Source organism: Streptomonospora arabica (assembly GCF_039531585.1).
GTDB classification, from domain to species: Bacteria; Actinomycetota; Actinomycetes; order Streptosporangiales; family Streptosporangiaceae; genus Streptomonospora; species Streptomonospora halophila.
In genome coordinates this window covers 432,353-459,274 of the sequence record NZ_BAAAQI010000003.1, presented here as the reverse complement: position 1 = coordinate 459,274, position 26,922 = coordinate 432,353, and the positions used below count along the sequence as shown (strand labels likewise).

The 26,922-nt window shown below is 74.0% G+C and carries 21 protein-coding genes, 3 tRNA genes and 1 pseudogene; 20 read left to right on the top strand and 5 right to left on the bottom strand.

Translation table 11 applies throughout. The annotated features are described in order from the left end of the window. Nucleotides 1-146 precede the first annotated feature (146 nt). Both ABD284_RS08200 and ABD284_RS08195 read right to left on the bottom strand, forming a co-directional pair. A complete protein-coding gene (locus ABD284_RS08200; protein WP_344142035.1) occupies nt 147-1,136 on the bottom strand; it encodes a 2-oxoacid:ferredoxin oxidoreductase subunit beta in 990 nt (329 codons plus the stop codon). Between the two features lie 73 nt (nt 1,137-1,209). Continuing rightward, nucleotides 1,210-3,057, bottom strand: coding sequence for a 2-oxoacid:acceptor oxidoreductase subunit alpha (locus ABD284_RS08195; RefSeq protein ID WP_344141932.1), 1,848 nt, complete (start codon nt 3,055-3,057; stop codon nt 1,210-1,212). 631 nt (nt 3,058-3,688) lie between these two features. On the opposite strand from ABD284_RS08195, the gene ABD284_RS08190 reads away from it, so the two are divergent. Further along, nucleotides 3,689-4,552, top strand: coding sequence for a M48 family metalloprotease (locus tag ABD284_RS08190; RefSeq protein ID WP_344141931.1), 864 nt, complete (start codon nt 3,689-3,691; stop codon nt 4,550-4,552). Between the two features lie 144 nt (nt 4,553-4,696). Here ABD284_RS08190 and ABD284_RS08185 read toward each other — a convergent pair whose 3' ends face one another. After that, on the bottom strand, nt 4,697-5,194 hold the full coding sequence (locus tag ABD284_RS08185) for a YajQ family cyclic di-GMP-binding protein (RefSeq protein WP_344141930.1): 498 nt from the start codon (nt 5,192-5,194) through the stop codon (nt 4,697-4,699). 247 nt (nt 5,195-5,441) lie between these two features. On the opposite strand from ABD284_RS08185, the gene ABD284_RS08180 reads away from it, so the two are divergent. From ABD284_RS08180 to ABD284_RS08105, 16 genes are all read left to right on the top strand, one after another. Continuing rightward, nucleotides 5,442-5,523, top strand: a tRNA-Tyr gene (locus tag ABD284_RS08180). A 1,145-nt stretch (nt 5,524-6,668) separates the two neighbouring features. Beyond that, entirely contained in the window at nt 6,669-6,911 is a 243-nt protein-coding gene (locus ABD284_RS08175; RefSeq protein ID WP_344141929.1) for a hypothetical protein, read from the top strand. A gap of 62 nt (nt 6,912-6,973) precedes the next feature. Further along, entirely contained in the window at nt 6,974-7,219 is a 246-nt protein-coding gene (locus tag ABD284_RS08170; protein ID WP_344141927.1) for a hypothetical protein, read from the top strand. A gap of 14 nt (nt 7,220-7,233) precedes the next feature. Continuing rightward, nucleotides 7,234-7,479 (top strand): hypothetical protein, encoded by a 246-nt coding sequence (locus ABD284_RS08165; protein WP_344141925.1) that lies wholly within the window; start codon nt 7,234-7,236, stop codon nt 7,477-7,479. Between the two features lie 13 nt (nt 7,480-7,492). After that, on the top strand, nt 7,493-7,780 hold the full coding sequence (locus ABD284_RS08160) for a hypothetical protein (RefSeq protein ID WP_344141924.1): 288 nt from the start codon (nt 7,493-7,495) through the stop codon (nt 7,778-7,780). Between the two features lie 270 nt (nt 7,781-8,050). Further along, entirely contained in the window at nt 8,051-8,584 is a 534-nt protein-coding gene (locus ABD284_RS08155; protein ID WP_344141923.1) for a hypothetical protein, read from the top strand. A 307-nt stretch (nt 8,585-8,891) separates the two neighbouring features. Continuing rightward, entirely contained in the window at nt 8,892-9,566 is a 675-nt protein-coding gene (locus ABD284_RS08150) for a DUF2397 family protein (protein WP_344141921.1), read from the top strand. 142 nt (nt 9,567-9,708) lie between these two features. Further along, on the top strand, nt 9,709-10,953 hold the full coding sequence (locus ABD284_RS08145; RefSeq protein ID WP_344141920.1) for a DUF2398 family protein: 1,245 nt from the start codon (nt 9,709-9,711) through the stop codon (nt 10,951-10,953). A 134-nt stretch (nt 10,954-11,087) separates the two neighbouring features. Beyond that, nucleotides 11,088-15,968, top strand: coding sequence for an SbcC/MukB-like Walker B domain-containing protein (locus ABD284_RS08140; protein ID WP_344141919.1), 4,881 nt, complete (start codon nt 11,088-11,090; stop codon nt 15,966-15,968). 190 nt (nt 15,969-16,158) lie between these two features. Further along, on the top strand, nt 16,159-18,426 hold the full coding sequence (locus tag ABD284_RS08135; protein WP_386698889.1) for an AAA family ATPase: 2,268 nt from the start codon (nt 16,159-16,161) through the stop codon (nt 18,424-18,426). Nucleotides 18,427-18,599: 173 nt separating this feature from the next. Next, nucleotides 18,600-18,675 (top strand) — tRNA-Thr (locus ABD284_RS08130). Between the two features lie 116 nt (nt 18,676-18,791). Beyond that, nucleotides 18,792-18,864 (top strand) — tRNA-Met (locus ABD284_RS08125). Between the two features lie 85 nt (nt 18,865-18,949). Then, nucleotides 18,950-19,114, top strand: a complete 165-nt coding sequence (gene rpmG, locus ABD284_RS08120; protein ID WP_040274966.1) for a 50S ribosomal protein L33 — start codon at nt 18,950-18,952, stop codon at nt 19,112-19,114. A gap of 194 nt (nt 19,115-19,308) precedes the next feature. Continuing rightward, complete coding sequence (locus ABD284_RS08115) at nt 19,309-19,803, top strand: MaoC family dehydratase N-terminal domain-containing protein (RefSeq protein WP_344141918.1); 495 nt, start codon at nt 19,309-19,311, stop codon at nt 19,801-19,803. Next, nucleotides 19,800-20,228 carry a MaoC family dehydratase gene (locus tag ABD284_RS08110; RefSeq protein ID WP_344141917.1) on the top strand — a complete coding sequence of 143 codons (429 nt, stop codon included), beginning with the start codon at nt 19,800-19,802 and terminating at the stop codon, nt 20,226-20,228. The genes ABD284_RS08115 and ABD284_RS08110 overlap by 4 nt, the downstream gene beginning before the upstream one ends. Nucleotides 20,229-20,384: 156 nt before the next feature. Further along, a complete protein-coding gene (locus tag ABD284_RS08105; RefSeq protein ID WP_386698949.1) occupies nt 20,385-21,428 on the top strand; it encodes a UDP-N-acetylmuramate dehydrogenase in 1,044 nt (347 codons plus the stop codon). Between the two features lie 31 nt (nt 21,429-21,459). Here ABD284_RS08105 and ABD284_RS08100 read toward each other — a convergent pair whose 3' ends face one another. Next, nucleotides 21,460-22,290: an arylamine N-acetyltransferase family protein gene (locus ABD284_RS08100; RefSeq protein WP_344141915.1), complete on the bottom strand. Its 831-nt coding sequence runs from the start codon at nt 22,288-22,290 to the stop codon at nt 21,460-21,462. 223 nt (nt 22,291-22,513) lie between these two features. Between ABD284_RS08100 and ABD284_RS25755 the strand changes: the two are divergent. From ABD284_RS25755 to ABD284_RS08090, 3 genes and pseudogenes are all read left to right on the top strand, one after another. Then, nucleotides 22,514-22,646, top strand: a pseudogene (locus tag ABD284_RS25755) (hypothetical protein); the annotation flags it as partial. Continuing rightward, nucleotides 22,583-23,035: an SbtR family transcriptional regulator gene (locus ABD284_RS08095; protein ID WP_425573280.1), complete on the top strand. Its 453-nt coding sequence runs from the start codon at nt 22,583-22,585 to the stop codon at nt 23,033-23,035. The pseudogene ABD284_RS25755 and the gene ABD284_RS08095, both read left to right, overlap by 64 nt. A gap of 2,188 nt (nt 23,036-25,223) precedes the next feature. Further along, nucleotides 25,224-25,814, top strand: coding sequence for a TMEM165/GDT1 family protein (locus ABD284_RS08090; protein WP_344141911.1), 591 nt, complete (start codon nt 25,224-25,226; stop codon nt 25,812-25,814). 1 nt (nt 25,815) lies between these two features. On the opposite strand, the gene ABD284_RS08085 is transcribed toward ABD284_RS08090, so the two are convergent. Further along, nucleotides 25,816-26,862, bottom strand: a complete 1,047-nt coding sequence (locus ABD284_RS08085; RefSeq protein ID WP_344141910.1) for an adenosine deaminase — start codon at nt 26,860-26,862, stop codon at nt 25,816-25,818. Nucleotides 26,863-26,922 lie beyond the last annotated feature (60 nt).

Sequence of the window (26,922 nt, the reverse complement as noted above, 5' to 3'; positions counted from 1 at the left end):
TGTACGCCCGGCCGCGCCGAGTCCGCGGGGCGCGGAAACCGTCCTGCGGGCCGGCGGAGCCCCGAAGGCCCGATATCTGAAAAGGCGGGCGGCCGCGCCTCAGCGCGGCCGCCCGCCTTCGACCGGAGCCCGGTGCGGGCCCGGCCTCAGTCCACCGTCCAGGTGTCGCCGCTCGACAGCAGGGCCGCCAGCTCGTCCTTCCCGCCGCGCTCGGCTTGGGCCTGGGCGAGCTGCTCGGCCATCCGGCCGTCGTAGGTGGGCCGGTCCACGTCGCGGAACACGCCGATCGGCACGTGCTCGAACGCGGGGTAGTCCATGCGGGACAGCGCGAAGGCGTACCCGGGATCGGCGCGGTGCGCGTCGTGGCGCAGCAGCGCGTCCTCACCGACCTCGGCGACGTCGGCCACCTGCAGTTCGCCGTAGTCGCCCTGCACCACACCCCGGTCGCCGCCCACGCGCAGCGGCTCGCCGTGCTCCATGCGCAGCAGCCGCATGTCGCGCTCGCCCGGGTCCTTCAGGGGCTCGAACGCGTCGTCGTTGAAGATCGGGCAGTTCTGGTAGATCTCGACGAACGACGCGCCCTCGTGGTCGGCGGCCGCGCGCAGCACGCTGGTGACGTGCTTGCGGTCGGAGTCGACGGTGCGCGCGACGAAGCCCGCCTCGGCGCCCAGCGCCAGCGAGACCGGGTTGAACGGGGTGTCCAGCGACCCCATCGGCGAGGACTTGGTGACCTTGCCGGGCTCCGAGGTCGGCGAGTACTGCCCCTTGGTCAGCCCGTAGATGCGGTTGTTGAACAGCAGCACGTTGATGTTGACGTTGCGGCGCAGCGCGTGGATGAGGTGGTTGCCGCCGATGGACAGCCCGTCGCCGTCACCCGTGATCACCCACACCGACAGGTCGGGCCTGCTGGACGCCAGCCCGGTGGCGATCGCCGGCGCGCGGCCGTGGATGGAGTGCATCCCGTAGGTGCTCAGGTAGTAGGGGAACCGCGAGGAGCACCCGATGCCCGAGACGATGACGATGTTCTCCCGCGGCACCCCCAGCTCCGGCAGGAAGCCCTGGAACGCCGCCAGGATGGCGTAGTCGCCGCACCCGGGGCACCAGCGCACCTCCTGGTCGGACTTGAAGTCCTTCATCTTGTACTCGGTGTCGGTGCGCGGGACCAGCCGCAGGCTCTTGAAGCCCGCACCCGCGCCGTTCCCGTTGCTCTCAGACACGGTCGATGACCTCCTGCACCACGCCCGCCAGTTCTTCGGCCTTGAACGGCAGGCCGCGGACCTTCGTGTAGCCGATGACGTCGACCAGGTACTTGCTGCGCAGCAGCATCGCCAGCTGGCCGAGGTTGATCTCGGGCACCAGCACGCGGTCGTAGGACCGCAGCACCGCACCCAGGTTCTCAGGGAAGGGGTTCAGGTGGCGCAGGTGGGCCTGGGCCACCTTCCCGCCGGCGCGCCGCACCCGGCGCACGCCCGCGCCGATGGACCCGTAGGTGCCGCCCCAGCCGAGGACGAGGACCTCGGCGTCGCCGGTGGGGTCGTCGACCTCCAGCTCCGGTATGTCCCGCGCGATCCCGTCGACCTTGGCCTGGCGGGAGCGCACCATCAGGTCGTGGTTGGCCGGACTGTAGGAGATGTTGCCGGTGCCGTCGCTCTTCTCGATGCCGCCGATGCGGTGCTCCAGTCCGGGTGTGCCCGGCACCGCCCACGGGCGGGCCAGGGTCTCGGGGTCGCGGTCGTAGGGCCGGAACTCGCCGCCGTCCTCGGAGGGCGAGGCGAAGTCCACCGAGAGGTCGGGCAGGTCGGCGACCGCGGGGAGGCGCCAGGGCTCGGAGCCGTTGGCCAGGTAGCCGTCGGAGAGGACGATCACCGGGGTGCGGTACTTGGCCGCGATGCGCGTGGCCTCGATCGCGACGTCGAAGCAGTCCGACGGCGACTGCGGCGCCAGCACCGGCACCGGCGACTCGCCGTTGCGCCCGAACATCGCCATCAGCAGGTCGGCCTGCTCCGTCTTGGTCGGCATGCCCGTGCTCGGTCCGGCCCGCTGGACGTCGATCACCAGGAGGGGCAGCTCGGTCATCACCGCCAGGCCCAGCGACTCCGCCTTGAGCACCATGCCCGGGCCCGAAGTGGTCGTGACCCCGAGCGAACCGCCGAATGCGGCGCCCAGCGCCGCGCCCACGCCGGCGATCTCGTCCTCGGCCTGGAACGTGCGCACGCCCATGTGCTTGTGCCGGGACAGCTCGTGCAGGATGTCCGACGCCGGGGTGATGGGGTAGGAGCCCAGGAACAGCGGCAGCCCCGACAGCTGCGAGCCGGCGATCAGCCCGTAGGAGATCGCCAGGTTGCCGGTGATGTTGCGGTAGGTGCCGGCGGGCAGCCGTGCGGGCTTGACCTCGTAGGAGACGGCGAAGTCCTCGGTGGTCTCGCCGAAGCTCCACCCGGCCTCGAACGCCGCCACGTTGGCGGCCAGGATCTCGGGCTTGCCCGAGAACTTCGACTTCAGGAAGCCGAGCGTGCCCTCGGTGGGCCGGTTGTACATCCACGAGAGCAGCCCGAGCGCGAACATGTTCTTCGCGCGCTGGGAGTCCTTCTTGGAGATGTCGAACTCTTCGAGCGCCTTGACCGTCATGGAGGTCAGCGGCACGCGGCTGACCTTGAACTCCGACAGGGAGTCGTCGGAGAGCGGGTCGCTCTCGTAGCCGACCTTGGCCAGGCTGCGCTTGGTGAACTCGTCGGTGTTGACGATGACCGTCGCGCCGCGCGGCAGGTCGTCGACGTTGGCCTTGAGCGCGGCGGGATTCATGGCGACCAGCACGTTGGGGGCGTCGCCCGGCGTCATGATGTCGTGGTCCGCGAAATGGAGCTGGAAGCTGGACACGCCCGGCAGGGTGCCCGCCGGGGCGCGGATCTCCGCGGGGAAGTTCGGCAGGGTCGACAGGTCGTTGCCGAAGGACGCTGTCTCCTGGGTGAACCTGTCTCCGGTGAGCTGCATGCCGTCGCCGGAGTCGCCTGCGAAGCGGATGATGACGCGATCGATCTGCTGGACCTGCTTGGTCACGGGGATCGCCGACCTCCTCGTCGAACCGCCGTACGGGGTCGGCGGCTCAGGTTGGCAGTGTCCTCACCACCACGTTGAGCACCGGCAGGGCCGGAGGGTGGCCGGACACGGGAATTCGAACGGGGACCTGGCCTGGGCACCGGCGCGCGGCCGTGGGGCTGCTCCGGCGTGCGTGCGCAGGGCGCGCCCGCCGGCGGCGCATCGGGGATCCGAGCGGACCCGGCTTCGTCGCCGGGGAACCGTTCGGTCGGCGGTGGCCGGTGCGGGGAATGACGCTGTGTCAAGGACAACAAGGCTCGCGTGCGATGCGCACGAGGTCCACGTGCCGCCTGCCGGTGAGCGGTACTACCGGCCGGGCGGGCGTCGAAGGAAAAGCGGCCACTCTCGCACTATAGGCGGTCGCTCCCCCCGCCATCGAAGCAAGTGGGGGATGTCACAGGCGGAGCGGCCGGATCAGCGCATATGCGGTCGCGGAAGCGTGTTGCGGCGGTTCGCGGGGCGACCGGAGGACGGGCCGGAAGCGGAATGCGGCGGGTTCGCCTGGCAAAACGGGAACGACCGGGATCGATTCGCGCGTTTGCTACCCAGAAGTGGCCTGGAGGGGGCCCGGGAACCAAGGGAGGCCGGAGCCGTGCAGCTCAACACGATCCGCGCAGCGGCCCTGCTCGGCGGGGTCTCGGCTCTGGTCGTGGTGGTGAGCTGGATTCTGGCGGGCGCGCAGGGGCTGCAGATCGGCATCGTCGCCGTCGTCGGGCTGAACGCGGTCGTCTTCTTCTTCGGCGACGGCATGGCCCTGCGCGTGATGCGGGCCCGCCCGGTCAGCGAGATCGAGCAGCCCGAGCTCTACCGCATCGTGCGCGAGCTGGCCACACAGGCCCGCCAGCCGATGCCGCGGCTGTACCTCTCGCCCACGCCGGCGCCCAACGCGTTCGCGACCGGCCGCAGCCCGCGCCGGGCCGCCGTCTGCTGCACCACCGGCCTGCTGCGCACCCTCACCGAGCGCGAGCTGCGCGGCGTGATCGCCCACGAGCTGGCCCACGTCCGCAGCCGCGACACCCTGCTGTGCTCGGTGGCGGGCGCGATCGCGGCGGCCATCACCTCCCTGACCGCGCTGGCGCTGTTGCTGCCGCTGGGCGACTCCGAGGACGAGGACGTCCCCAGCCTGCTGAGCGCGCTGCTGTTCTTGGCCCTGGGGCCGATGGCGGCCGGCGTCATCCGCCTGGGGGTGAGCCGCTCGCGCGAGTACCGCGCCGACCGCGCCGCCGCCGAGCTGACGGGCGACCCGCTGGCGCTCGCCGGTGCGCTGCGCAAGATCGACATCGGAACGCGCACGCACCCGCTGCCGCCCGAGCGCCCGCTGTTGGCGGCGGGCCACCTGATGATCGCCCACCCGTTCCCGCGGCGCGGACTGAACAAGCTCTTCGCGGCCCACCCGCCGGTCCAGGAGCGCATCAGCCGCCTGCGCACCCTCGCCCGCCGCTGGGGAGCCGAGTAGCGCGGACGGCACCGCACGGCACAGCGCCACGGAGTGCGGGCGCGCATTGTGCGCCGCGGGCGCGGGGCGAACGGGCGCAGGGCGAAAGGGTGAGCGGCGAAGGGGTGAGCGGGCGGGCCGGCTCACCCCGCGCCGCAGGGCGGGTCACCGGTAGTTGGTGAACTGCAGGGGGATGTCCAGGTCCTTCTCCTTGAGCAGGGTCTGCACGGTCTGCAGGTCGTCCTTCTTCTTGGAGCTGACGCGCAGCTCGTCGCCCTGGATCTGGGCCTTGATGCCCTTGGGGCCCTCGTCGCGGACGATCTTGGAGATCTTCTTGCCGTCCTCGGTGGAGATGCCCTCCTTGAGGGCGATCGCCAGCCGGTACTCCTTGCCCGAGGCCTTGGGCTCGCCGTCGGTGTCGAGGACCTTCAGCGAGACGCCGCGCTTGACGAGCTTCTCCTTGAACACGTCCAGGGCGGCCTTGACCCGCTCCTCGGAGTTTGCGCGGACCTCGACCCCCTGCTCTCCCTGCCAGGCGACGGTGGCGCCGGTGCCCTTGAAGTCGAAGCGCTGCGAGAGCTCCTTGGCGGCCTGGTTCAGCGCGTTGTCGACCTCTTGCCGGTCGAGCTTGGACACGACGTCGAAACTGGATTCAGCGGCCACGTGTGCTCACACCTTCGAACAAATGCGGTTTTGGGCCGCGAGGTCCGCGGCCCGCGTACTCGTCGGCGCAGCCGGACGACGGAGGGCCGGGCGGCGACAGGCACCGAGCTTAGCCCGGTACGCCCGTGACCGGCGTGCGCCACCCGCTCCGCGCCCCGCCGAGGCCGCCCGGCAAACCGATTTCGTATCGGGGCCGGATGTCCGCTATTCTCGCTGATGCGTCGCGGCGACGAGTCGTCGCAGCCCAGGCAGGTTGCCCGAGCGGCCAAAGGGAGCGGTCTGTAAAACCGCCGGCTCAGCCTTCGAAGGTTCGAATCCTTCACCTGCCACCCTCAGGGAGACCCCCGTTTCACCAGCGCGTACGCGCGGTGGAGCGGGGGTTCTCGTGTTCCCGGCCTACCCTGCCGCAGGCCGTCTTCGCCGTTCAACGTCGGCTCAGCGTGCGTCGGCGATCGCGTCGTCGCCGTCGAGGCGTTCCGCATGGACGCGGCGCAGGACCTCCACCGAGCGGCCGGCACGTTCGGCCGCTTTGGCCGCGCCCACACCCGGGTCGAGCCGGGTCGGGACGGGCTCATGCCGCGGGTCGTAGGGGGCGGCCTGTGAGCGCCGCCGCTGGGACGCCCTCGTCCATGATCGAGGTGACCGGCAGCGCCCCGGGTCGGATCGGGCAGGCCGGCGAGCGCGCCGGTACGCGCATAGACCGCGAGGAATCCGACGATCACCACGATCGCTCCCCCACACCGCTGCGGATCAGGCTCCCGGCCTCGGCGGGTTCGGTTCCTCGACACGGCGTCCCCGCGGGGCGGATGCGGGGTCCGCAGCGCCTGCGTGGCTGCGGAGTGCGCGGGAGCGCCCATGGCGGTGCGTGCGTGGGCTAGGGTCGGTGCGCCGGCCCGACGCCCGCCGCTGCTCCGGCGGGCACCGCCGCGCCTCTCGTGGCTCCGATTCGCCCCGGGGCCGTTCCCGCGCTCGCCGCCCCGACGGGCCGCCGCGCCGTGTGTCCGCCGGTCGCGCCGCCCGCGCCTGCGGCGTATTTCGTCATGCCCGGAAACCGCTTCTCGTTCCGCATGCAGGTCTGTGCGCCACGCCGTCTCCCGTCCTTCCGGCCGCGTGGGCGGGGCGGCGGCCCGACGCCGGGGCGCGCGGCGCACCGGTGCCGCGGCCCGGACCGGCGTGTCGGCCGGCGGTTCCGGAAACGCGCCGGGAATGCCCCGGGCAAAAACGGGTGAACCGTGAAGGCGCACCGTAACGGACACGCCAAACAATCCGGAAAGGCGGGTAAATTCTGCTCGGAGAATTCTCTTCATTTCCTTTCCAATATCTGATCTGCGGATGAACCGGACATATCGATTCCGCTGTTTTTGGCGTTGACAAAAACTGTCGCGCCCGTCGATGATTGCTCCCGTCCACCACGACAACGGGCGCCTCGATGCGTCTTTCTCCAGCACCTCGTATTGAGAATTCCGGGGGAATCGTGATGAAGAAGTTGACCGCTGCCGGTCTGCTCGCCGGCGCCGCTATGGGCGCTCTGCTGATGGCTGGGCCCGCGCACGCCACTTCCTACGGGGGTGACCAGCAGTTCAATCAGAACCTGCAGGTCGTGCCGATCCAGCTGTGCAACACCAACGCCTCGGTGCTCGGCGTGACCGTGCCGGTCCTGTCGCCGCAGACCACGGGCGACTGCACCAACGGCCCCAGCACCGCCAACGTCGACTGACGGCGGACGCCGGCCTGCTTCATCCACTTTCCGCACGTTCCACAGTCAGAAAGGAATTCCCTATGCTGCGCAAGCTGGGAATCACCGGCGTGATCGCCGGTGCGGCCCTCGGGGCCGTTGTCGCCGCCTCTCCCGCGAACGCGGGCGCCTACGGGGGCGACCAGCAGTACAACCAGAATCTGCAGGGCGTCGCCGTACAGTCCTGCAACGCCAACGTCAGCGCGCTGATCGGTGTCACGGTGCCGGTCCTGTCGCCGCAGACCACGGGCGACTGCACCAACGGCCCCGTCTCGGCCAACGTCGACTAGGAGAGGTGAACCGAATGCTTCGCAAGATCGGAATCGCCGGCGTGATCGCCGGTGCGGCCCTCGGGGCCGTTGTCGCCGCCTCTCCGGCGAGCGCGCACTCCTACGGGGGCGACCAGCAGTACAACCAGAACCTGCAGGGCGTGGCGGCCCAGCTGTGCAACACCAACGTCGCCGCGGCGATCGGTGTCACGGTGCCGGTCCTGTCGCCGCAGACCACGGGCGACTGCACCAACGGCCCGGTCAGCGCCAACGTCGACTAGGAGCTGGTCCGGCATGCTGCGCAAACTCGCCGCAGCCGGGGCCGTCGCAGGTGCCGCCCTCGGGGCGCTCCTGCTGGCCGGTCCCGCGCAGGCGCAGACCTACGGGGGCGACCAGCAGTTCAACCAGAACCTGCAGGTCGTGCCCATCTCGGTCTGCAACGCCAACGCGGCCGTACTCGGAGTCACCGTTCCGGTCCTGTCGCCGCAGACCACGGGCGACTGCACCAACGGGCCCGCTCTGGTGAACCTGGACTCCCAGGACGCCTACGACGCGATCCCGGACGGTCACGGGCACGGATGACGATCGCGCGGCGCGGCGCCGTCCGGGGCCCGGTCCCCGGACGGCGCCGCAACGCCGGTCGGCGCCGCACAGGCCGCGTCCCCCGGCACCCCGCGCGGGGTGCCGGGGGACCGTTTTGTGTCCGGCCGCGTGCCCGCCCCCGGCGGATCGCCTGCGCCCGGTCGGGTACACCTCCAGTGAGGTCCGGTCACCCGGTCGATCCGGCCCCGCGGGCGGCCGCGGCCCCGACCCGGGCGAGCCGCGCCCTGGGGAGAACAGCCAGGAGAAGCCATGCGACTCGGCGAACCCGCCGCCCGCGCCGCGCACGGTTGGGCGGCGCTGCTCCTGCTCGCCCCGCTCGGCGGTTGCGGCGCGGCACCGGAGACGGGCGAGGGCCGCGGCGGTGAGGCCCCTGTGCAGCCGCCCCCGTCGGCCACCGCGGGCATGGGTGCCGAGGCCGACCCGACCGCACCGCCCGAGACCGTCTACGTCTTCAACACCCACGGCAACGAACAGGGCGAGGCCGACCAGCGCCCCGAGAACCTCGTCGCCTCGCCGTCCACCACCTTCACCGGGCTGCAGTGGCTCACCTGGGGCGGCGGCCCCGCGGTGGCCGAAGGCGATGTGCAGGGCACCTGGTGCCTGCCCGACTGCCAGGACTCCCCCTATCCCGTGACCGTCGAACTGAGCGGAGCCGAGACGGTCGACGGGACCGCCTTCTACACCGGCTACTCGTTCACCGGGCGCGGCGACTTCCCCGACGAGATGCGCGGCCGCGTGCGGGAGGTCGGCACCGGCCGGCTCATGCTGCCCACCGCGTGGTGAGCCCCGCCGCCCGCCCGCCGGGCCGAGCGGCGGTGCCGCGCTTCGCGCGCCCGCGCGCCCTCGGGCCGACCGGTTCTCGGAAGGACCGCCCAAGAATTGCAGATCTCCGAGTATTCGCAGGTCATCGGCGCAGGATCGGCCCGGTTGCGGCCCCGGGGCGCCGGGTGCGGTCCGCGACGGTGGCCGGGGGTCTTTAGTCTGCTGAGTTGTGGGTGTATCAGCGGAACAGGTGACTGCGGCGGGCCCCGGCGGCGATGCCCCGGGTCCCTGGGGACGACTGGGCGGGCGCACGCGCGCGGAGGGGCCGGTGCCCCGGCACGGGCGCGCCGCCCTGCTGCGCCTGGCGGCCTGGTTCGAGGACGCCGACCCCCGCTCCGCCGACGAGATCTGCACCGCCGCCTTCGCGGTCCACGGCGCCACCCACCTCGGCGGCCCCTGCGACGAGCCCGCCGGCGCCACGGTCAGCTGGTGGGAGGCCCCCTTGGCCAGCGTCGCCGCGGCACGGCTGGCCAGCGCACTGCCGGCCGACCCCGTACGCGACCACGCCCAGCAGCGCGCCCGGCTGCGCGACGCGGCCGAGTCCTCCGTGCACTGGCGCCGCTCGGCCGCCCAGGAACTGCACCGCGTGCTGGCCGAGGCCACCGGCGGCGACTCCCGCATCCGGCTCTCCAACCCCGCCATGGAGGTCCTGATGGAACTGCTCACCGCCGCGCTGGGGTCCGGCGACGCCACACGCCGCGCCGTCTCGGCGGGCGACCTCGAACTCGGCATCCGCCTGCACGTCCGCCACGACCCCGAGGCCTCCATCACCCTCCGCGGTTCCGGCGGCGACCTCAGCCTGGAGGGCCTGCGCCTGCGGGTCACCTCGTTCGACGCCGCCCGCGAGCCCGCTGAAGCAGCCGACCCCCGCGAACCCTCCGACACCGACGACAGCCCCACACCCGCGTCCGGCACCGCCCTGCCGTTCGCGCGCGAAGCCTGAGACGCTCCTGCGGGACACCCGGCGCGAGCGCGCCGGCCGACCGCCCCCTCGGACCGCACCCCCGGCCGCGCCGCGCGAGACAGCGGGCACGAGCAATCCACGAACAGCGACGGAGAACCCGACGAAGGAGGTGGCGACGCCCGTGACGTCCGAGGACATCGCCCTCACCGGGGAGCGCCAGGCGGCCGCGCGGCGGCTGCTTGCCGCCCCGCTCGTCACCGACCGCACCCATCCCGAGGACTTCGCCCTCATCCGCACCCACTCGGACTGGCTCATCCAGCGCTTCCGGCGGGTCCTCGGCTACGAGCTCACCGTCGCCGCCGACCACGCCCGCCTGGCCAAGACCGGGCTCGCGCGGCCCGCCGCCCGCCCCCTCACCCGGCCCAGCGGCGCCGACTTCACGCCGCGCACCTACAGCTACCTCGCGCTGTGCCTGGCCGTGCTCGTGGAGGCCCCTGAAACCCTCACAGCCGCCCGCCTGGCCGACGACGTCAGCGCGGCCGCGGCCGAGGCCGGGCTCGCCCTCGACCCGCGCGAGCGGATGGCCGAGCGCCGGGCCTTCAGCGCCGCGCTGCGCAAGCTCGCCGAGTGGGGCGCGGTCGGCGAACACGAAGGGGAGCTCGCCGCCTACGCCGACGACCCGGCCGAAGAGGTGGTGCTCACCGTGCACCAGGAGGCCGTGCGCAGCGTGGTCGCCCACCCGCCGCACGCCGCGGCCGACGCGCGCGCCTTCGTCGACGAGCACGACAGCGCCGACCCCGCTGGCGAGGACGCCGGCGAGATCGCCCTGCGCCGCGCCCTCGCCGAGACCGCCGTGGTCTACCGCGCCGACCTCTCCGAGCGCCAGCGCCGCAGGCTGGCCAACCACCAGTGGCGGGCGGCGGCCGAGCTCGGCGACCTGCTCGGCTGCGATACCGAGGTCCGTGCTGAAGGAGTCGCCCTGATCATGCCCGCAGACGCCGCGGCCGAGGGCGTCTCGGCGTTCCCCAGAGCCGATCCGGTCGGCCAGGCGGCGCTGCTGCTGCTGGAGCGCCTGGTGGCCAGGCTGGCCCCGGCCCAGGCCGCCGAGAACGGGGTGGAGGTGCCCGAGGACGTGCTGACCGCGGAGCTGGCCGAGGTGCTCGACGCCGACGACGGGGCCCGGCCCGGCCACGGCGCCCGCTCGGCGCTGCGCCACGAGCCGGACCCCGATACCCTCGCGGCCCGGGCACTGCGCCTGCTGCACGACACCGCACTGCTCCACCACCCCGATCCCTCGGGCGCCCCGCGCTCCGGGTGGCGGCTGCGGGCCGCGGCCGCGCGCTACTGCGGGCGGCCCTCCGGCGCTCCGCCGGCATCACCCGCCCCGGCGGGCTCCGCGGAGGCGTCGGCGGGCACCGCACGATGACCGGGCGGCCCGGTGCCCCCGCAAGGCGGGGAGCGGACTCCGGGCACTCGCGGCATCCGGAAGAATGTCAGCATCGCCCGCCGCCGGAGGCTCCGGCGGCGCGGCGCGAGACGGTACAGAGCGGAGGACGGGCGATGACCGTCGCCAACGCCCACGGGCGAACGGAGCCGTCGCCGCCCGGCGGCGGCGCCGAGCGGCCGGGCGGCGCCATCGGCGCCCAGCAGTCCCCACCGGCCGGCGGCCCGGGCACCGGGGACACCGCACGCCTGTCCGGCGAGCAGGGGCGCGCCGCCGGGTCCGTGCCCGTCGGCGACCTGCTCGGCGCCGCCGCGCCCACGCCCGCGGCCGGCACCCCCGCCGCCACGCGTGCGGAAGGCGCCGGGGACGGCACCGAACCCGCGACCGGGCCGAGCGAGCGGGGCGGCGAGTCCGTCAGCGGCCGCTACCGCCTCAACCGCGCCGGGATCCAGAACGTCTGGCACTACGACGACCACGTCTTCGACTTCGCCGACGGCCGCCTGCTGCTGCGCGGCCGCAACGGCGCCGGCAAGTCCAAGGCGCTGGAGATGCTCCTGCCGTTCCTGCTCGACGGCGACGCCCGCCGGCTGGACACCACCGGCAGCAGCCGCACCAACCTGCGCTGGCTGCTGCTGGAGGGCCGCGAGGGCGTGACCTCCCGGCGGCGCGGCGCCGACCCCTCCGCCCCGGACGCTGAGGAGGGCGAATCGGCGGACCCCGCCGAGGAGGACGGCCCCTCGGCCACCCTCGGCTATCTGTGGGTGGAGTTCACCCGCTCCGGCGGCGCCGCTTCGGCCGAGCCCGCCGAGGGCGGCCGAACCGCCGACGCGGAAGGCGCCGCGCTCGGCCCCCGCCGCATCACCCTCGGCGCGGCCGTGACCGCGTCCCCCGGGGCCGACGCCCGCAGCGTGTTCTTCATCACCGACCGCGAAGCCGGCACCGACCTCCCGCTGGTCTCCGACGGCCGCCCCCTGCCCATCGACCGCCTGCGCACCGAGGTCGGCGCGGGCAACTGCTACGACACCCCCGTCGACTACCGGGCGCGCGTCATGCGCGAGCTGTTCGGCATCGACGACCCGGTGCGCTACCGCAACCTGATCCACCTGCTCTACCGGCTGCGCCGGCCCACCATCGGCGAGCGCCTGGAGGCCGGTGAGCTCGTGTCCGTGCTCGCCGAGGCCCTGCCGCCCATGGACGAGACCGTCCTGGACGAGATGGCGCGCAACATCACCGATCTGGAGCAGGCCCGCTCGCGGCTGGAAGCCCTGCGCACGGCACGCGAGCAGGTCGCCGGCTTCCTCGGCGACTACCGCGGCTACCTGCACCGCGCCCTGCGGATCCAGACCGCAACGGTCCGGGAGCAGGTCGACGCCTACCACCGCCGCGACGCCGAGGTCGAGCGGCTCACCGGCGAGCTGGAGGAGCTCGTCACGGCCGAGAGCACGGTGCAGGAGGAGCGCGACCGGCTGCGCCGCACCCGCGACACCGCCGCCTCCGACGCCGCCACCCTCTCCCGGAGCGGCGACGCCCCCGAGCACGCGTCCGACTTCGAGCGGCAGGCCCGCGACGCCGCGGTCTCCGCCTACATCCGCGCCGCCGAGGCGGCGTCGGCCGCCGCGGGCTACGCCAACACCAACGAGGAGCACGCCAAGCACCGTGTCGGCGCCGACATCGCGGCGATCGAGCGCGCCCTGGAGGGGCTCGGCGGCCTGCACGAGCGGCTGCGCGCCACCGCCCAGACCGCCGGAGTCGACCCCCGCGGCCTCGGCCAGGTGCCCGACCCCGTACCGACCACCCTCGCCCCGCGCGAGAGCGTCACCCGAGTGAACCTGGAGGGCCTGGAGCAGGCCGTCGAGCGCGAGCCCGTCACCGGTGTCGACGCGGACGACCTGCGTTCGCGCCTGGCCGAGCTGCACGATCGGCTGTCGGCCGCCGACCAGAGTGCCGCAGAGCGCGAGGCCGCGGTCGCCGACCTCGTCGAGCGCGCCGAGCGCCGCACCGCCGCGGAGCAGCGCGAGGCCGCGCTCGCCGGCGAGACCGAGGCCGCCGAGGCCGCCCTGGAGCGCGCCCGCGAGCGGGAGCAGACCGACATCGACGCGGTCCGCTCCGCCAGCGCCGACTACGCCGAGCGGGTCCGCGGCTGGTGCGCCCGGCTGCGCGAGACCGCACCCGACGCCGACCTCGGCGCGCAGCTGGCCGAGCTGGAGTCGCTGGTCGAGCTGCCGCTGGAGGACAGCCTGCGCGTCCTCGACGCCGACGTGCCCGAGCGCGTCGCCCGCCACGCCCACGGCATCGTCGACCCGCTGCTGCGCGAGCTGCGCACCCGCCGCGACACCGCCGTCGGCGAGGAGCGGGAGCTGTCGACCGAGCTGGACGAGCTCTCCGAGCGCCGCGGCGCGGCCTCCGGCCACATCGCCCCCGATCGCCCCGCCTGGGCCACCGCCGGGCGCGACGACGCCGCGGGCGCCCCCTTCTACCTCGCCGTCGACTTCGCCTCCGACCTCTCCCACGAGGACCGCGCCGGGCTGGAGGCGGCGCTGGAGGCCTCCGGCGTGCTGTCCGGCTGGATCGCCGCCGACGGCTCGCTGACCGACGGCACCAGCCGCGACCTCCTGCTGGCCCCGGGCCGCCCGGTCAAGGGCCGCAGCCTGCGCGACGTGCTCGTCCCCGTCGACCCCGTCCCCGGAGGTGTCACCAGCGGGGCGGTCTCGGCGCTGCTCGACTCGATCGGGCTGCTTCCGCCGCCCGGCGAGGAGGAGGCCGAGCCGCGCCACCGGCGCGACAGCCCGCCGCCCGCGGCCAGCGCCGTGTCCCTGGACGGCCGGTGGCGGCTGGGCGCCGCCTCAGGCGCCCACAGCAAGTCCGGCGCCGAGTACGTCGGCAAGCAGGCCCGCGCCGAGGCCGGCGACCGCACCCTCGCCAACATCGACCGCCGCATCGCCATAGCCGAGGCGCTGCTCGCCGAGGCCGAGGAGCGCCGCGGCGACATCGAGCGGATGCACGCCGCCCTCGTCGAGACCGACAGGGCGCTGCCCGACCCCTCGGGCGTGCTCGCCGCCTGGTCGGCCCTGGACAACGCGCGCGCCTGGCTGGCCCGCACCCAGCGCGCCCACAACGCCTCGCGCGACGAGCTCGCCGGGGCGCGCGAGACCACGCTGAGCCGCCGCTCCGAGCTGGCCGACCCCGCCGAGCGCCACGGCCTGCCCACCGGCACCGCGGAGCTCGCCGCCACGCGCACCGCCCTGGAGCGGCTGCGCACCGAGCTGGCCGCCGCACACCGCGACCTCGACGAGCTCGCGGTGCTGCTGGAGGACTACCGCGGCCACACCGCCGCCTGGCAGGACGCCCGCTCCGGGCGCATCCTCGCCGAGGACGCCCGCACCGCCGCCATCACCGACATGATCACCGTGCGGCGCGAGATCGAGCTGACCGACAGGGCCCGCGCCGCCGCTCCCGACCAGATCTCCGGTGCGGTGGGCCAGGTGCGCGAGCGGATGGACGACGCCGCCGGCCGGCTTCCCGAGGTCGAGCGCGAGGCCCAGCGGGCCCGGGACGACCGCGTGGGCGCGGAGACCCGGCTGGACACCGCGGTGCTCGAACGCGCCGAACAGGCCCGCCGCGCCCTCGACTCCGGCCGTGTGCTGCGCTCGATGCTCGCCCGCGACGACGGCGGCGCCGACCCCGCGCTGCTGGCCGCCGCCGGGCTCGAAACCGTGGCCGGGCATCTGGCCCAGGAGACCGCGGCGGGCGGCGCCGGCGGCGAGGGGACCGAGCAGGCCGACGCGGACGCGCGTCCCGACCGGGCCGCACAGGCCGAGCAAGAGCAGGAGGCGCGGGAGAACCGGGACCGGGAGAACCGGGACCGGGAGGACCGGGAGCGGGCGGAGGGGGAGGCCGCTCAGGAGGGCGACCCGGCCGGGGCCGCCGCCGGGGCCGACCACGCCGCGCTCGACGCGCGCGTCGCCGCCCTCGACGCGCTGCTGGCCGCGCTGGAGGAGAACCTCGACCCCGAGCCCGGGGCGGCCGGCGAGCTGGACGACAGCGGCATCCTGCGCCGCCGCGAGGAGCTGCACGGCATGCTCGCCGCCAGCGAGGCCGTCGGCGCCTGGACCGAGCTGACCGAGCCCGCCGGGCTCAAGCGGCTCACCGTCCACTGCGACGACGGCAGCCACGACATCACCGGCTACGCCGGGCACCTGGACGAGGCGGTCGCCGCCGCGGAGGAGGACGCGCTGCTGCGCGAGGAGGAGGCCTTCGAGCGCCACCTGCTCGGCGAGCTGGCCGGCCACCTGCGCCGGCAGATCGAGGAGGCCCGCGCGCTCATCTCCACCATGAACGACGTCCTGGGCGACACCACCACATCCCAGGGCCTGGGCGTGCGGCTGGACTGGCAGCTGGCCCCCGACGCCGACGAGGACATCCAGGCGGTCGTCCCGCTGCTGGCGCGCCCGCCCGAGCAGCGCACCCGCGTCGAGTCCACGCGGCTGCGCGACGCCCTGCGGCGGTGCATCGAGGCCATCCGCCGCCTCGACCCCACCGCCACCGGCGGCGCCCAGCTGCGCGCCGCCCTGGACTACCGCTCCTGGTTCGCCTTCACCGTCTACGTGACCGATGCCGCACACCCCGGCCGCGAGCGGCGGCTCAGCCACCGCACCGCTCTCAGCCAGGGCGAGCAGCGGGTCGTGGCCTACCTGGTGCTGTTCGCGGCCGCGGCGGCGCAGTTCGGCTCGCTCGCCGCCCAGGCGCCGGCGGCGCCGCGGCTGATCCTGCTCGACGACGCCTTCGCCAAGGTCGACGAGCCCACGCACGGCCGCCTGCTGGGGCTGCTGGTCGAGCTCGACCTGGACTTCGTGCTCACCTCCGAGCGCGTATGGGGGTGCTTCGAGAGCGTGCCGAGCCTGCACATCTACGAGTGCCTGCGCGATCCGGCCGTTCCGGGCATCGCCACCCTGCACTTCACCTGGGACGGCAGCAGACGCAGGCTCGTGGGGGTGTGAGGGCGCGCGTGCCGACCGGGCCGCCAGGTCGGCACCCGCGACCCCGGCGGCGGCCGCGCCCGTGCGCGGGGCTCCCGTCGCCCCCGCGCCCCGGCGGGTACACCGCCGCACCTGCGCTGATTACGGGTCGCGCTACTGCTTTGACCCGTCCTGTCCTAGTCTGCTGTGCGAGGCCAACAACTGAGCGGGTGTGGTGAGGACAGTGACGACGGGTCCTGGGACCTCCACCGGCGCTGCCCCGCGCCGGTACGACAGCAGCGCGGACGCCGCGCGTTCCCTCCTGGACCGCCTGGCCGAGTCCGGCCTCGACCCCGCCGCACGCCGGTGGGTGCTGGCGGCCCTGCAGGGCGACGAGGCCGTGGCCGCCTGCGCCCGCGGCGAGGAGGTGCCCGAACCGCCGCGAGAGGCCGCCGAGCCGGCTCCCGGCGGTGCTGCGGCCCGCGGCGGCCGCAGCTTCCTGCGCCGGATCGAGGTCCAGGGCTTCCGCGGAATAGGCAGGCCCAGCGCACTGGAGTTCCCGCCGGGCCCCGGCCTGACGGTCATCGTGGGCCGCAACGGCTCGGGCAAGTCCAGTTTCGCCGAGGCCGCCGAGGCCGCGCTGACCGGCCGCAACCTGCGCTGGGACGCCATGCCCGCCGACTGGCGCGACGGCTGGCGCAACCTGCACTTCGACGAGCGCACCGAGATCACCGTCGAGCTCCAGTCGCCCGGCGAGCCCGGGCCCACGCGCGTGACGCGCGCCTGGACCGGCGAGAGTGTGCGCTCGGCGCGCGGCGAGGTCGTCTCGCCCGACGGCAGCACCGCCCCGCTGCGCAGCCTGGGATGGGACCCCGAACTCTCGCGCTATCGGCCGTTCTTGTCCTACGACGAGCTCGGCCGCGCCGTCACCGGCCGCGCCGCCGAGCTCTACGACACCTTGACGGCCCTGCTGGGCCTGACCGACCTGACCGAGGCCGAACGGCGCCTGGCCAAGTCCTGCGACCGCCTCGCCAAACAGCGCGACCGCCCGGGCCACGAGCACGGCCACCTCGTGCAGCGGCTGCGCGCCAGCGACGACCGGCGCGCCCGCACGGCCGTGGAGCTGCTCGGCGCCGAGCACATCGACCTCGACCGGCTCGCGTCCATCGCCTCCGACGACGGCCCGGCCGACCGCAGGCAGCACGTGGTGCTGCGCCGCCTGCGCCGCCTGTCGGTGCCCGAGCGCGGTCTGCTCACCGACGTCGTCAACGAGCTGCGGGGCGCCGCCATGGAGCTGGCGATGGCGGCCGGCACCAAGGGCGACCACGCGCGCGGCGTCGTGGACCTGCTGCGCCGGGCCATGGAGCACCGCGAGCGCCACCCCTCCGAGGCCGACTGCCCCACCTGCGGGACCGGCGGCGCGTTCGGCCCCGACTGGGAGCAGCGCGCCCGCGCCGAGATCAGGCGGCTGGAGCCGATCGCGGCGAACGCCTCGGCGTCCTACGAGCGCGCCGAGAACGCGCGCGACCAGGCCCGGTTCCTGATGGCTCCAATGCCCTCCTGGCTGCCGCCCGACAGCGAGCTGGGCCGCGTATGGGCGGAGTGGGAGGCCGGTGCGCAGATCAGCGACCTGACCCAGCTCGCCGAGCACATCGAGACGGTGGGCCGCCGGCTGCGCTCGACCGCCGTCGCCGCGCGCAAGGCCGCCGGCGAGCAGTTGGACGACCCCACCGACGGGTGGGCGGAGCTGGCAGACCAGCTGGGCGCCTGGGTCGCCGACGCCCGGGCCGCGGCCGGTGCGGCCGAGACCCTGGGCCCGGCCGAGCGCGCCCTGGAGTGGCTGACCGCGATCGCCCGCGAGATCCGCGCCGAGCGGCTGCGTCCGCTGGCCTCCCACGCCGAGCAGGTCTGGCACCGGCTGCGCCAGGAGCGCCGCATCGACCTGGAGGCGCTGCGCCTGGTGGGCCGGGGCGCGCGGCGCCGGGTGGCGGTCGACGTGGCCGTGGACGGTACCGAGAACGACGGCAACGCGCCCGGGCTGCTCAGCCAGGGGGAGTTCCAGGCGCTCGCGCTGTCGATCTGCCTGCCGCGGACGACGGTGCCCGACAACCCGTTCGGCTTCCTGCTGCTGGACGACCCGGTGCAGGCGATGGACACCGAGACGGTCGAAGGGCTCGCGGACGTCCTAGCCGAAGTGGGCCGCCACCGCCAGCTGGTGGTCTTCACACACGACACGCGGCTGCCCGACGCGCTGTACCGGCTCGGCCTGCCCGCGGACATCCGGCGCATCCAGCGCGACGCGATGTCCAACGTGTGGGTCGCCGAGTCCGGGTGGACGGGCGCGGCGGGACCATCCGGGGGAGCGGAGGGCCGCGGGGCCTCGGGCGCGCCCGCAGCGCCCCAGCCCGGGATGGAGGACTCGCAGGGGGCCGCCCGGCAGGGCGGCTGGAGCGGCGACTTCGGGACCCGCCCGGGACCGTTCTCCGGGCTGGGGCGCTAGCGGGCCCCGCGGGCCGCCGGAGCGCCCGCCGGAGCGGCGTCGGAGCGCCGCCGGAGCGGCTCGGGCCGGGGGCGCGGCAACCGATTTGGCAGAGCACCCCCGGATCCCTGTATAGTCATGACCGACGCGAACGGCGGAAACCCCCGCACCCGAGGGGCGACCGCACAGGGCGTGCCCCTTTAGCTCAGTCGGCAGAGCGTCTCCATGGTAAGGAGAAGGTCTACGGTTCGATTCCGTAAAGGGGCTCCACCGCTTGATTGAGGTTGCGAACCGCTCAAGTGGGAATACGGACCGGAGGAACGGTGTTCCCCGGTTTGTCCCGGTTCGGGTATTCTGCACGGATGCCCGGTCCCACCCGGGATCTCGGCGGAGTAGCTCAGTTGGCAGAGCAAACGGCTCATAATCGTTGTGTCGTCGGTTCGAGTCCGGCCTCCGCTACTGCCCTCGTCGCCCCTGCATGCGCAGGGTGCTGCGCGGGTTCTGCAGTTGTGTCCACCTGTACCAGCGAGAAAGGCACTCCGACGTGGCTGTCACTGACGTCAGGCCGAAGATCACCCTGGCCTGCCAGGAGTGCAAGCACCGTAACTACATCACGCGCAAGAACCGTCGGAACAACCCCGACCGTCTCTCGCTGAAGAAGTTCTGCCCGAACTGCCGGCAGCACCGCGAGCACCGCGAGACCCGCTAGTCGGCCGCGCCCACCGGGCGCTTCGGCGGCGCCCGGCGAGCGGCGGCGGCCCTATCGAGGCACGCGAGCACGAGCCCAGCGAGCACCATCGCTCGCTGGGCTATTAGTGTGTCGCCTGCCGCCGCCGGGGCGCGCCGCGGTCCCACGCCGCGCACCGGCATCGGGCGGCGGCAGAGCACAGTGAGAGGGAGCCGATGGGGATCAACCGCGAGTACCTGGGCCGGGAGTACCGGTCCCCGCAGCCCTACGAGGTGACGCGGGGCAAGATCCGCGAGTTCGCCGACGCGATCGGGGACCCCAACCCGGTCTACTCCGACACCGCCACCGCGCACGCGGCCGGCTACGGCGACGTCATCGCGCCGCCGACCTTCCCCGTCATCATGGGCATGGAGGGGATGTCGCAGGCGGTCGTCGATCCCGAGCTGCGGTTGGACTTCTCCCGCGTCGTCCACGGCGACCAGAGCTTCGACTACAACCGCCCGCTCCAGGCCGGCGACGTCGTCGAGACCGTCACCCGCATCACCAAGATCTCCTCCCTGGGCGGCAACGAGCTGCTGACGCTGGAGAGCGAGATGCGTACCGTCGAAGGCGAGCACGTGCTGACCGCGGTCAACATGCTCGTGGTCCGCGGCGCCGCCGACGAGGGGGCGGAAGCCGGGTCCGCCGAGGGGCAGGGGAGCAGCGCATGACCGCCACCGTCCGCTACGACGACGTCGAGGTCGGCGCCGAGATCCCCGAGCAGGTCTACCGGGTGCGCCGCATCGACCTGGTCCGCTACGCGGGGGCCTCGGGCGACTTCAACCCCATCCACTGGAACGAGCGCACCGCAAAGGCGGTCGGCCTGCCCGACGTGATCGCGCACGGCATGTTCACCATGGCCCAGGCCGGGCGCCTGGTCACCGACTGGGCGGGCGACCCGGGCGCCCTGGTGGAGTACAAGGTGCGCTTCTCCGCCCCGGTCGTGGTGCCCGACGACGACAAGGGCGCCGAGATCACCGTCAGCGGGGTCGTCAAGGAGAAGCTCGACGACAACCGGGTGCGCATCGCCCTGACCGCCCGCTCCGGCGGAGCGAAGGTGCTCGCGCGCTCGACCGCCGTCGTCCGCCTGGCCTGAGTCCAGCGGTCCCCGACCGAGCGGCCGGGGGCCGTCACACCCGTACAGCAGGGGTTGCCCGTGTCCCGTCCCGAACCAGGGCCCTCAGGGGCCTTTGCCGGTCCCGCCGCCGAGTCCGCGCCGCGCGAACCCCGCGGTCCCGAGACGGCCGCCGGCGTGCCGCTGGCCGACTACACGACCCTCGGACTGGGCGGACCCGCCGCGCGCTTCCGCGTGGCGGCCGACACCGAGGAGCTGATCGCCGCGGTCGCCGAGACCGACGCCGCCGGCGACGCGCTGCTCGTCCTGGGCGGCGGGAGCAACCTGGTCGTCTCCGACGAGGGGTTCGCGGGCACGGTCGTGCACGCCGAGTCCCGGTCGGTGTCCTTCCGCGACGCCGAGGACGGCCGCGTCCGCATCCGGGCGGGCGCCGGCGTGCCGTGGGACCCCCTCGTCGAGCGCACGGTCGCCGAAGGGTTCAGCGGCATCGAGTTCCTCTCCGGCATCCCGGGGCGGGTCGGTTCCACGCCCATCCAGAACGTGGGCGCCTACGGCCAGGAGGTCAGCCAGAGCATCGTCGAGGTCCTGGTCTACGACCGGCACACCGGCGAGCGCCGCACCATGGGCCCCGCCGACTGCCGGTTCGACTACCGCGACAGCGTCTTCAAGGGCAGCGACCGCTACGTCGTGTGCGAGGTCGTCTTCGAGCTGGAGCGCTCGCCGTCGAGCCGCCCCATCCGCTACGCGGAGGTCGCCCACGCGCTGGGCGCCGCGGCGGGCGACCAGGTGCCGCTGGCCCGGGCCCGCGAGACGGTGCTCGGACTGCGCCGGGGCAAGGGCATGGTGCTGGACCCGGACGACCCCGACACCCGCAGCGCGGGTTCGTTCTTCACCAACCCGGTTTTGGACCCGCCCGAGTACGCCGACTTCGCCCGGCGCGCCGCGGACCTGCTCGGCCCCGACGCCGAACCGCCCGCGCACTTCGACGCCGAGGGCCGGGCCAAGCTCTCGGCGGCCTGGCTCATCGACAACGCGGGGTTCTCCCGCGGCTACGGCTCGCCGGCGCGGATCTCCACCAAGCACACCCTGGCTCTGACCAACCCCGGCGACGCGACGACCGAGGACCTGCTCGCCCTCGCCCGCGAGGTCCGCGCAGGTGTGGCCAAGGCGTTCGGCGTGACCCTGGTCAACGAGCCGGTGATGGTGGGCGTGGCGCTGTAGGCAGGCGACCGGGCGGCGCGCCGGCCCGGCCTCACGCGCCTTCGCGCGCGAGATGCCGGCCGTGCTGCTCGCCGCTCCGCCGCCACAGGGCCTCGACGCCGTCGGGTCCGAGGTCGGACAGCGGCACACCGAAGTCGCCGGCGAGGGCCGCGCGGAACGCGTCGCGGTCGCCCAGCACGCGCCGCTGCAGGCGTGTGCCGTCGCGCGTCGACTCGGTGACCGTGCGCGCCCGCAGCGTCAGCTCGCGCTCGCCGCGAAGCCGGAAGGCGAGCAGGAGCCGCTCCAGGCCCGACTCGGCGGGGCGGACGGCCGCGCGCCGGGCGAAGTCGGCCGGCTCGCGCTCGGCGGTCCGCAGGTCGTAGGAGGCGACGGAGCCGCGCGGATGGTGGTGCCAGCGCCAGGTGTCGGCGTCGACGCGCTTCAGGCGATAGGTGACGGGACCCTGCACGTGGCGCCCCTCGCGCAGGGGGAGGGGGTCGACGAAGCCGTCCGCGATGCCCGCGTCGGCCAGCCAGTCCCCCTCCCGCGTGCGCACGAGCAGGGCGACGTGGTTGCCCCATTCGGGATCGCCGCCGGACCAGGGCCGCACCGCCGCCTCGTGCAGGGTGACGGCGAACCCGGCGCCGCGCAGCAGCAGCGCGAGGGCGCAGTTCGCCTCGAAGCAGGTGCCGCCCCGGCGGCGGGGGCCGAACTTGGCCAGCAGCACCGCCGGATCCAGGCTGATCGTCCGGCCGAGCTGGATGTCGATGTTCTCGTAGGGCACGGCGTGGCGCCACGCGGCGTGCAGGCGGTGCAGCGTCTCCGCGTCGGAACGAAGCGGCGCGCGGTGGCCGATGCGCTCCAGGATCGCGTCGATGGACATGGCGGTCCTCCTGGTCCTCCGATGACCTGGTCCAGTAAGCGGAGGGTTTTCTCCACTTCAGTCGGTACTGTACCCGAAAAGCGGAGAACTTCCTCCGGTTATGATCGGGGGTATGAACGAGACCGGACCCGGCCTGCGCGCCGACGCCCGACGCAACCGCGAGAAGCTCGTCGCGACCGCCCGCACCGTCATCGCCGAACGGGGGACGGCGTTCTCCCTCGACGAGGTCGCCCGCCGGGCCGGCGTCGGCGTGGGCACCGTCTACCGCCGGTTCTCCGACCGCGAGGCGCTGGTGCAGGCCGTGGCCCTGGAGGACTTCCGGCGGGTCGCGGCCAGTGCGCGCGCGGCCGAGGCCGAGGAGGGCACCGGCTGGGACGCGCTGCGCCGCTTCGTCGGCGAAGCAGGCTCCGACCTGCTGCTGGCGGGGCGCCTGTCCGCGTGGTTCGTCGCGGCCTGGGACTCCCTGCGCGCCGACCCGGAGAACCTCCGCCTCCGGCGATCGCTGATGGAGGTGCTGGACCGCATGGTGTCGCGCGCCCAGCAGGAGGGCGCCGTGCGCCGCGACGTCACCGGCGGCGACGTCGCGCTCCTGCTGGCTCGGGTCCTGCGCCCGCTGCCCGGCCTCTCCGAGGGGTTGGACGATCCGGAGCGCCACCTGGCCGTCGTCCTGAACGGCCTGCGTCCGGTACCCGCCGCCGACTCACCCCTCCCCGGCCGCCCGCCCGCCTCCGGGGAGCTCGGCTGATGGTCCGATGGGAGCGCCGCCGGTTCGAGTGGCGGTTGCGGCGGGGCGGCGAGGGCGGTGGGCGGCGAGGGTGGCGGGGGGTTGGGCCCGCGCGTATCGGTTGGGGTGCTCGGCGGTGGCGGTTGCGGCGGGGCGGCGAGGGCGGCGGATGGTCGAGCCCCGCGGTGATCGGTTCGGGTGCTTGCCGGTGGCGGTTGCGACGAGGCAGCGACGGCAGCGGACGGTCCAGCCTGCGGTTGTCGGTTGGGGTGCTCGCCGGTGGCGCATGCAACGGGCAGCGAGGGCGGCGGGGGGATGAGCCCGCGGGGATCGGTTCGGGTGCTCGGCGGTGGTGGTTGCGGCGGGGCGGTGAGGGCGGCGGATGGTCGAGCCCGCGGGGATCGGTTCAGGTGCTCGCCGGTGGCGGCCGCGACGAGGCAGCGACGGCGATGGGTGGCGGGCGGTGGCGGAGTCGGTGAGGGGCGGGAGTGCTGCGTGCTGTGCGGTGGGCATTTCGGGCATATGGGGTTTGGCTTGGTGGGGCGGGGTGCGCGAGCCGAAGCGAACCAGCGCAGCGGCACGGCCACCCCACTCGGCTTCCGCGATGCGAAATGAAGCAGGGTGGTTTGTCCCATTCTTCCGATTCTGCGGGGGTTGCGAAGGTCCAAGGTGCGACGAGACCCCTGAAAACCGCGCTTCAGGGCCGCTGCGGGGTGCATTCGGGCCGACTCGTCGCTGCCGGCGGCCCGCAGAGGCCCTTGGGCTGGGGTGCAATTCGGGCATACATGCCGGAATCGCCTCGTGTGGCGGGGGTATGCGGCGCTCTAAAGTGCGGCAACCTGCATTAGGGCGGTCTCGTCGCATGCCGGGGACGCCGAATGCCCGTAATGCCCGGTTTGTGCCCGCCGTCGGCGCCACCGCCCCGAACGGCCATCGTCATGGAGTTAAATTAAATCGGGCATGGGGCGCTCTGGTCCGGCCCGCGCGGGCGAAGAGCCGCACCGAAACCCCTCACGCCCTCACCGCCGCCGTCGTGACCGCTACCGGCGGGCACCGGGGCCGACGATCGCGGGCCTGGCCGTCCGCTGCCGTTGCCGCCTCGTCGCGACCGCTACCGGTGGGCATCCGAGCCGATGGTCGCGGGCTCGGCCGTCCGCTGCCGTTGCTGCCTCGTCGCGACCGCTACCGGTGGGCATCCGAGCCGATGGTCGCGGGCTCGGCCATCCGTCGCCGTTGCCGCCTCGTCGGGTGCGCGACCGGTGGGGCCCGGGACCGATGGTCGCGGGCTGGGCCGTCTGTCGCCGTTGCTGCCTCGTCGCGACCGCCACCGGCGGGCACGGGCACCGATGGTCGCGGGCTGGACCGCCCAGCGCCGTCGCCGCCCCCGTCGCTTGGCCCAACTGGCGGGCACCCTTACCGATGGTCGCGGGCCCGGCCGTCCGCTGCCTTTGCTGCCCCCGTCGCGACCGCCACCGGCGGGCACGGGGACCGAGGCGCGCGGGCTGGGCCGTCTGTCGCCGTTGCTGCCTCGTCGTGACCGCTACTGGCGGGCACCCTTACCGATGGTCGCGGGCTCGGCCATCCGTCGCCGCTGCTGCCCCGTCGTGACCGCTACCGGTGGGGCCCGGGACCGCCGGCCGCGGGCCCGGCCGCCCGCCGCCCTCGCTGCCTCGTCGCGACCGCTACCGGCGGGCACCGGGACCGATGCGCGCGGGCTGGACCGCCCAGCGCCGTCGCCGCCCCCGTCGCTTGGCCCAACTGGCGGGCACCCGAACCGTCGACCGCGGGCCCGGCCGCCCACCACCCTCGCCGCCCCGTCGCGTGCGCGACCGGGAGGCACCGGGACCGCCGGCCGCGGGCCCGGCCGCCCACCACCCTCGCCGCCGGCAATGGAAAACCGCCCTAAGCACCTTTTATGTTCGACTCGCCCAACTCCGGTATTGGCCATTCTTTTCGCCGGTGGACGCCATTCCCAAGAATTGCGAAATCGAATTCCCCTGCTACCGTGGAAAACATCGAAGGGGAGTAGTCCTCGATTCGCGCGGTCGACACACCGGCGGATCCGCCGCGGGCACAGATGCCCGGGCCGATCTGCCCGGCCGCGCGGGCCTGTGTTGCGAGCGGGCGGACGAGACCTTCGTCCCGGCGGTGAACGGCCGGGGCGAGGCGCCTTTTTTCGCTTCCGCCCGGCGCAGACGACGGAGGACGCATGGAGTTTCTGCTCGCGATCGCGGCCAGTACCGCTGTGGTGTTCGTCGCAGAATTGGGCGACAAGACCCAGCTGGTCGCGATGTCGCTGGCGACCCGCTACCGGGCCGCGACCGTGCTGCTGGGCATCACGATCGCCACCCTCGTGGTGCACGGGCTGAGCGTCGTCATCGCCGAGGTCGTGGGACTGGCCCTGCCGACCGATTGGATCGCGCTCGCCGCGGGGGTCGCCTTCGTCGGGTTCGGCGTGTGGACCCTGCTCGGCGACGAGCTGACCGACAAGGACGAGGAGCGCGCGGCCTCCCGCAGGATCGGATCCGGGCTCATCACCGTGGCCGTGGTGTTCTTCACGGCCGAGCTCGGCGACAAGACCATGCTCGCCACGATCACCGTCGGCACCCACTACGACTGGCTGCCGGTGTGGATCGGGTCCACCGTCGGCATGGTGGTCGCCGACGCGCTGGCCATCGCGCTGGCAGCCGTCCTCGGCAAGAAGCTGCCCGAGCGGGCCGTGCAGATCGGTGCGGCTCTGCTGTTCTTCCTCGCGGGCGGCGCCATGGTCGTCGAGGGCGTGCGTGCGGTCGCCGGGTGACTCAGCCGGCCGAAGCGCCCTCCTCCGCTCCCGGCGGCGTGGCCAGCCAGGTGTCCACCCCCGCCAGCAGCTCCTTCTTCAGCGCGTCCGGGGCCGCGGACCCGCGGATCGACATCCGCGCCAGCTCGGCCAGCTCCCCGTCGTCGAATCCGAACACCTCGCGGGCGATTCGGTACTGCTCGGCCAGGCGCGGACCGAAGAGCAGCGGGTCGTCGGCGCCCAGGGCGATGGGGGCGCCCGCGTCGAAGAGCCGGCGCAGCGGGACGCGGCCCAGCTCGTCGTAGACCCCAAGCGCCACGTTGGAGCTGGGGCAGACCTCCAAGGTGACGCCCTGGGTGGCGATGCGCTCCAGCAGATAGGGGTCGCCGGTCGCGCCCACGCCGTGGCCGACGCGGTCGGCCGCCAGCTCGTCCAGGCACTCGCGCACGCTGCGCGCCCCCAGCAGCTCCCCGCCGTGCGGGGCCGACAGCAGGCCGGCGCGCCGCGCGATGCGGAAGGCGCCCTCGAAGTCCAGGGCGCGCCCCCGCCGCTCGTCGTTGTTCAGGCCGAAGGAGACCACGCCGCGGCCCGCGTACTGGGCGGCCAGCCGGGCCAGCGCCTTGGCGTCGAGGGGGTGCTTGGTGCGGTTGGCCGCGACCATGATCCCGATTCCCACACCGCTCTCGCGCTCGGCGGCGCGCGCGGCGTCGAGCACCAGCTCCAGCGTGGAGGTCAGGCCGTCGAAGCGCGAGGCGTAGCCGCTGGGATCCACCTGGATCTCCAGCCAGCCCGACCCGGCGGCCCGCTCCTCTTCGGCGGTCTCGCTGAGCAGCCGGTACATCACTTCGGGGGTGCGCAGCACCGACCGTGCGATGTCGTAGAGCCGCTGGAACCGGAACCATCCGCGCTCGTCGGTGGCACGCAGCCGGGGCGGCCAGTCCGTGGCCAGCGACTGCGGCAGGTGGACGCCGTGGCGCTCGGCGAGCTCGATCAGCGTCGCGTGCCGCATCGAACCGGTGAAGTGCTGGTGCAGGTGGGCCTTGGGGAGTCGGGAGATGGGACGTTCCATGTCCCAAGGGTGCCTCAGACGGCGGGGCGGTGCCGGAGGTCCCCCGAAAACCTCCGGCAC

Excerpts from the sequence above, each read along its gene's own strand:
- ABD284_RS08200 (WP_344142035.1), bottom strand. The coding sequence starts at position 1,136 with ATGAAGGACTTCAAGTCCGACCAGGAGGTGCGCTGGTGCCCCGGGTGC.
- ABD284_RS08170 (WP_344141927.1), top strand. The coding sequence starts at position 6,974 with ATGCTGCGCAAGCTGGGAATCACCGGCGTGATCGCCGGTGCGGCCCTC.
- ABD284_RS08165 (WP_344141925.1), top strand. The coding sequence starts at position 7,234 with ATGCTTCGCAAGATCGGAATCGCCGGCGTGATCGCCGGTGCGGCCCTC.
- ABD284_RS08160 (WP_344141924.1), top strand. The coding sequence starts at position 7,493 with ATGCTGCGCAAACTCGCCGCAGCCGGGGCCGTCGCAGGTGCCGCCCTC.
- ABD284_RS08155 (WP_344141923.1), top strand. The coding sequence starts at position 8,051 with ATGCGACTCGGCGAACCCGCCGCCCGCGCCGCGCACGGTTGGGCGGCG.
- ABD284_RS08140 (WP_344141919.1), top strand. The coding sequence starts at position 11,088 with ATGACCGTCGCCAACGCCCACGGGCGAACGGAGCCGTCGCCGCCCGGC.
- ABD284_RS08115 (WP_344141918.1), top strand. The coding sequence starts at position 19,309 with ATGGGGATCAACCGCGAGTACCTGGGCCGGGAGTACCGGTCCCCGCAG.
- ABD284_RS08110 (WP_344141917.1), top strand. The coding sequence starts at position 19,800 with ATGACCGCCACCGTCCGCTACGACGACGTCGAGGTCGGCGCCGAGATC.
- ABD284_RS08100 (WP_344141915.1), bottom strand. The coding sequence starts at position 22,290 with ATGTCCATCGACGCGATCCTGGAGCGCATCGGCCACCGCGCGCCGCTT.
- ABD284_RS08090 (WP_344141911.1), top strand. The coding sequence starts at position 25,224 with ATGGAGTTTCTGCTCGCGATCGCGGCCAGTACCGCTGTGGTGTTCGTC.
- ABD284_RS08085 (WP_344141910.1), bottom strand. The coding sequence starts at position 26,862 with ATGGAACGTCCCATCTCCCGACTCCCCAAGGCCCACCTGCACCAGCAC.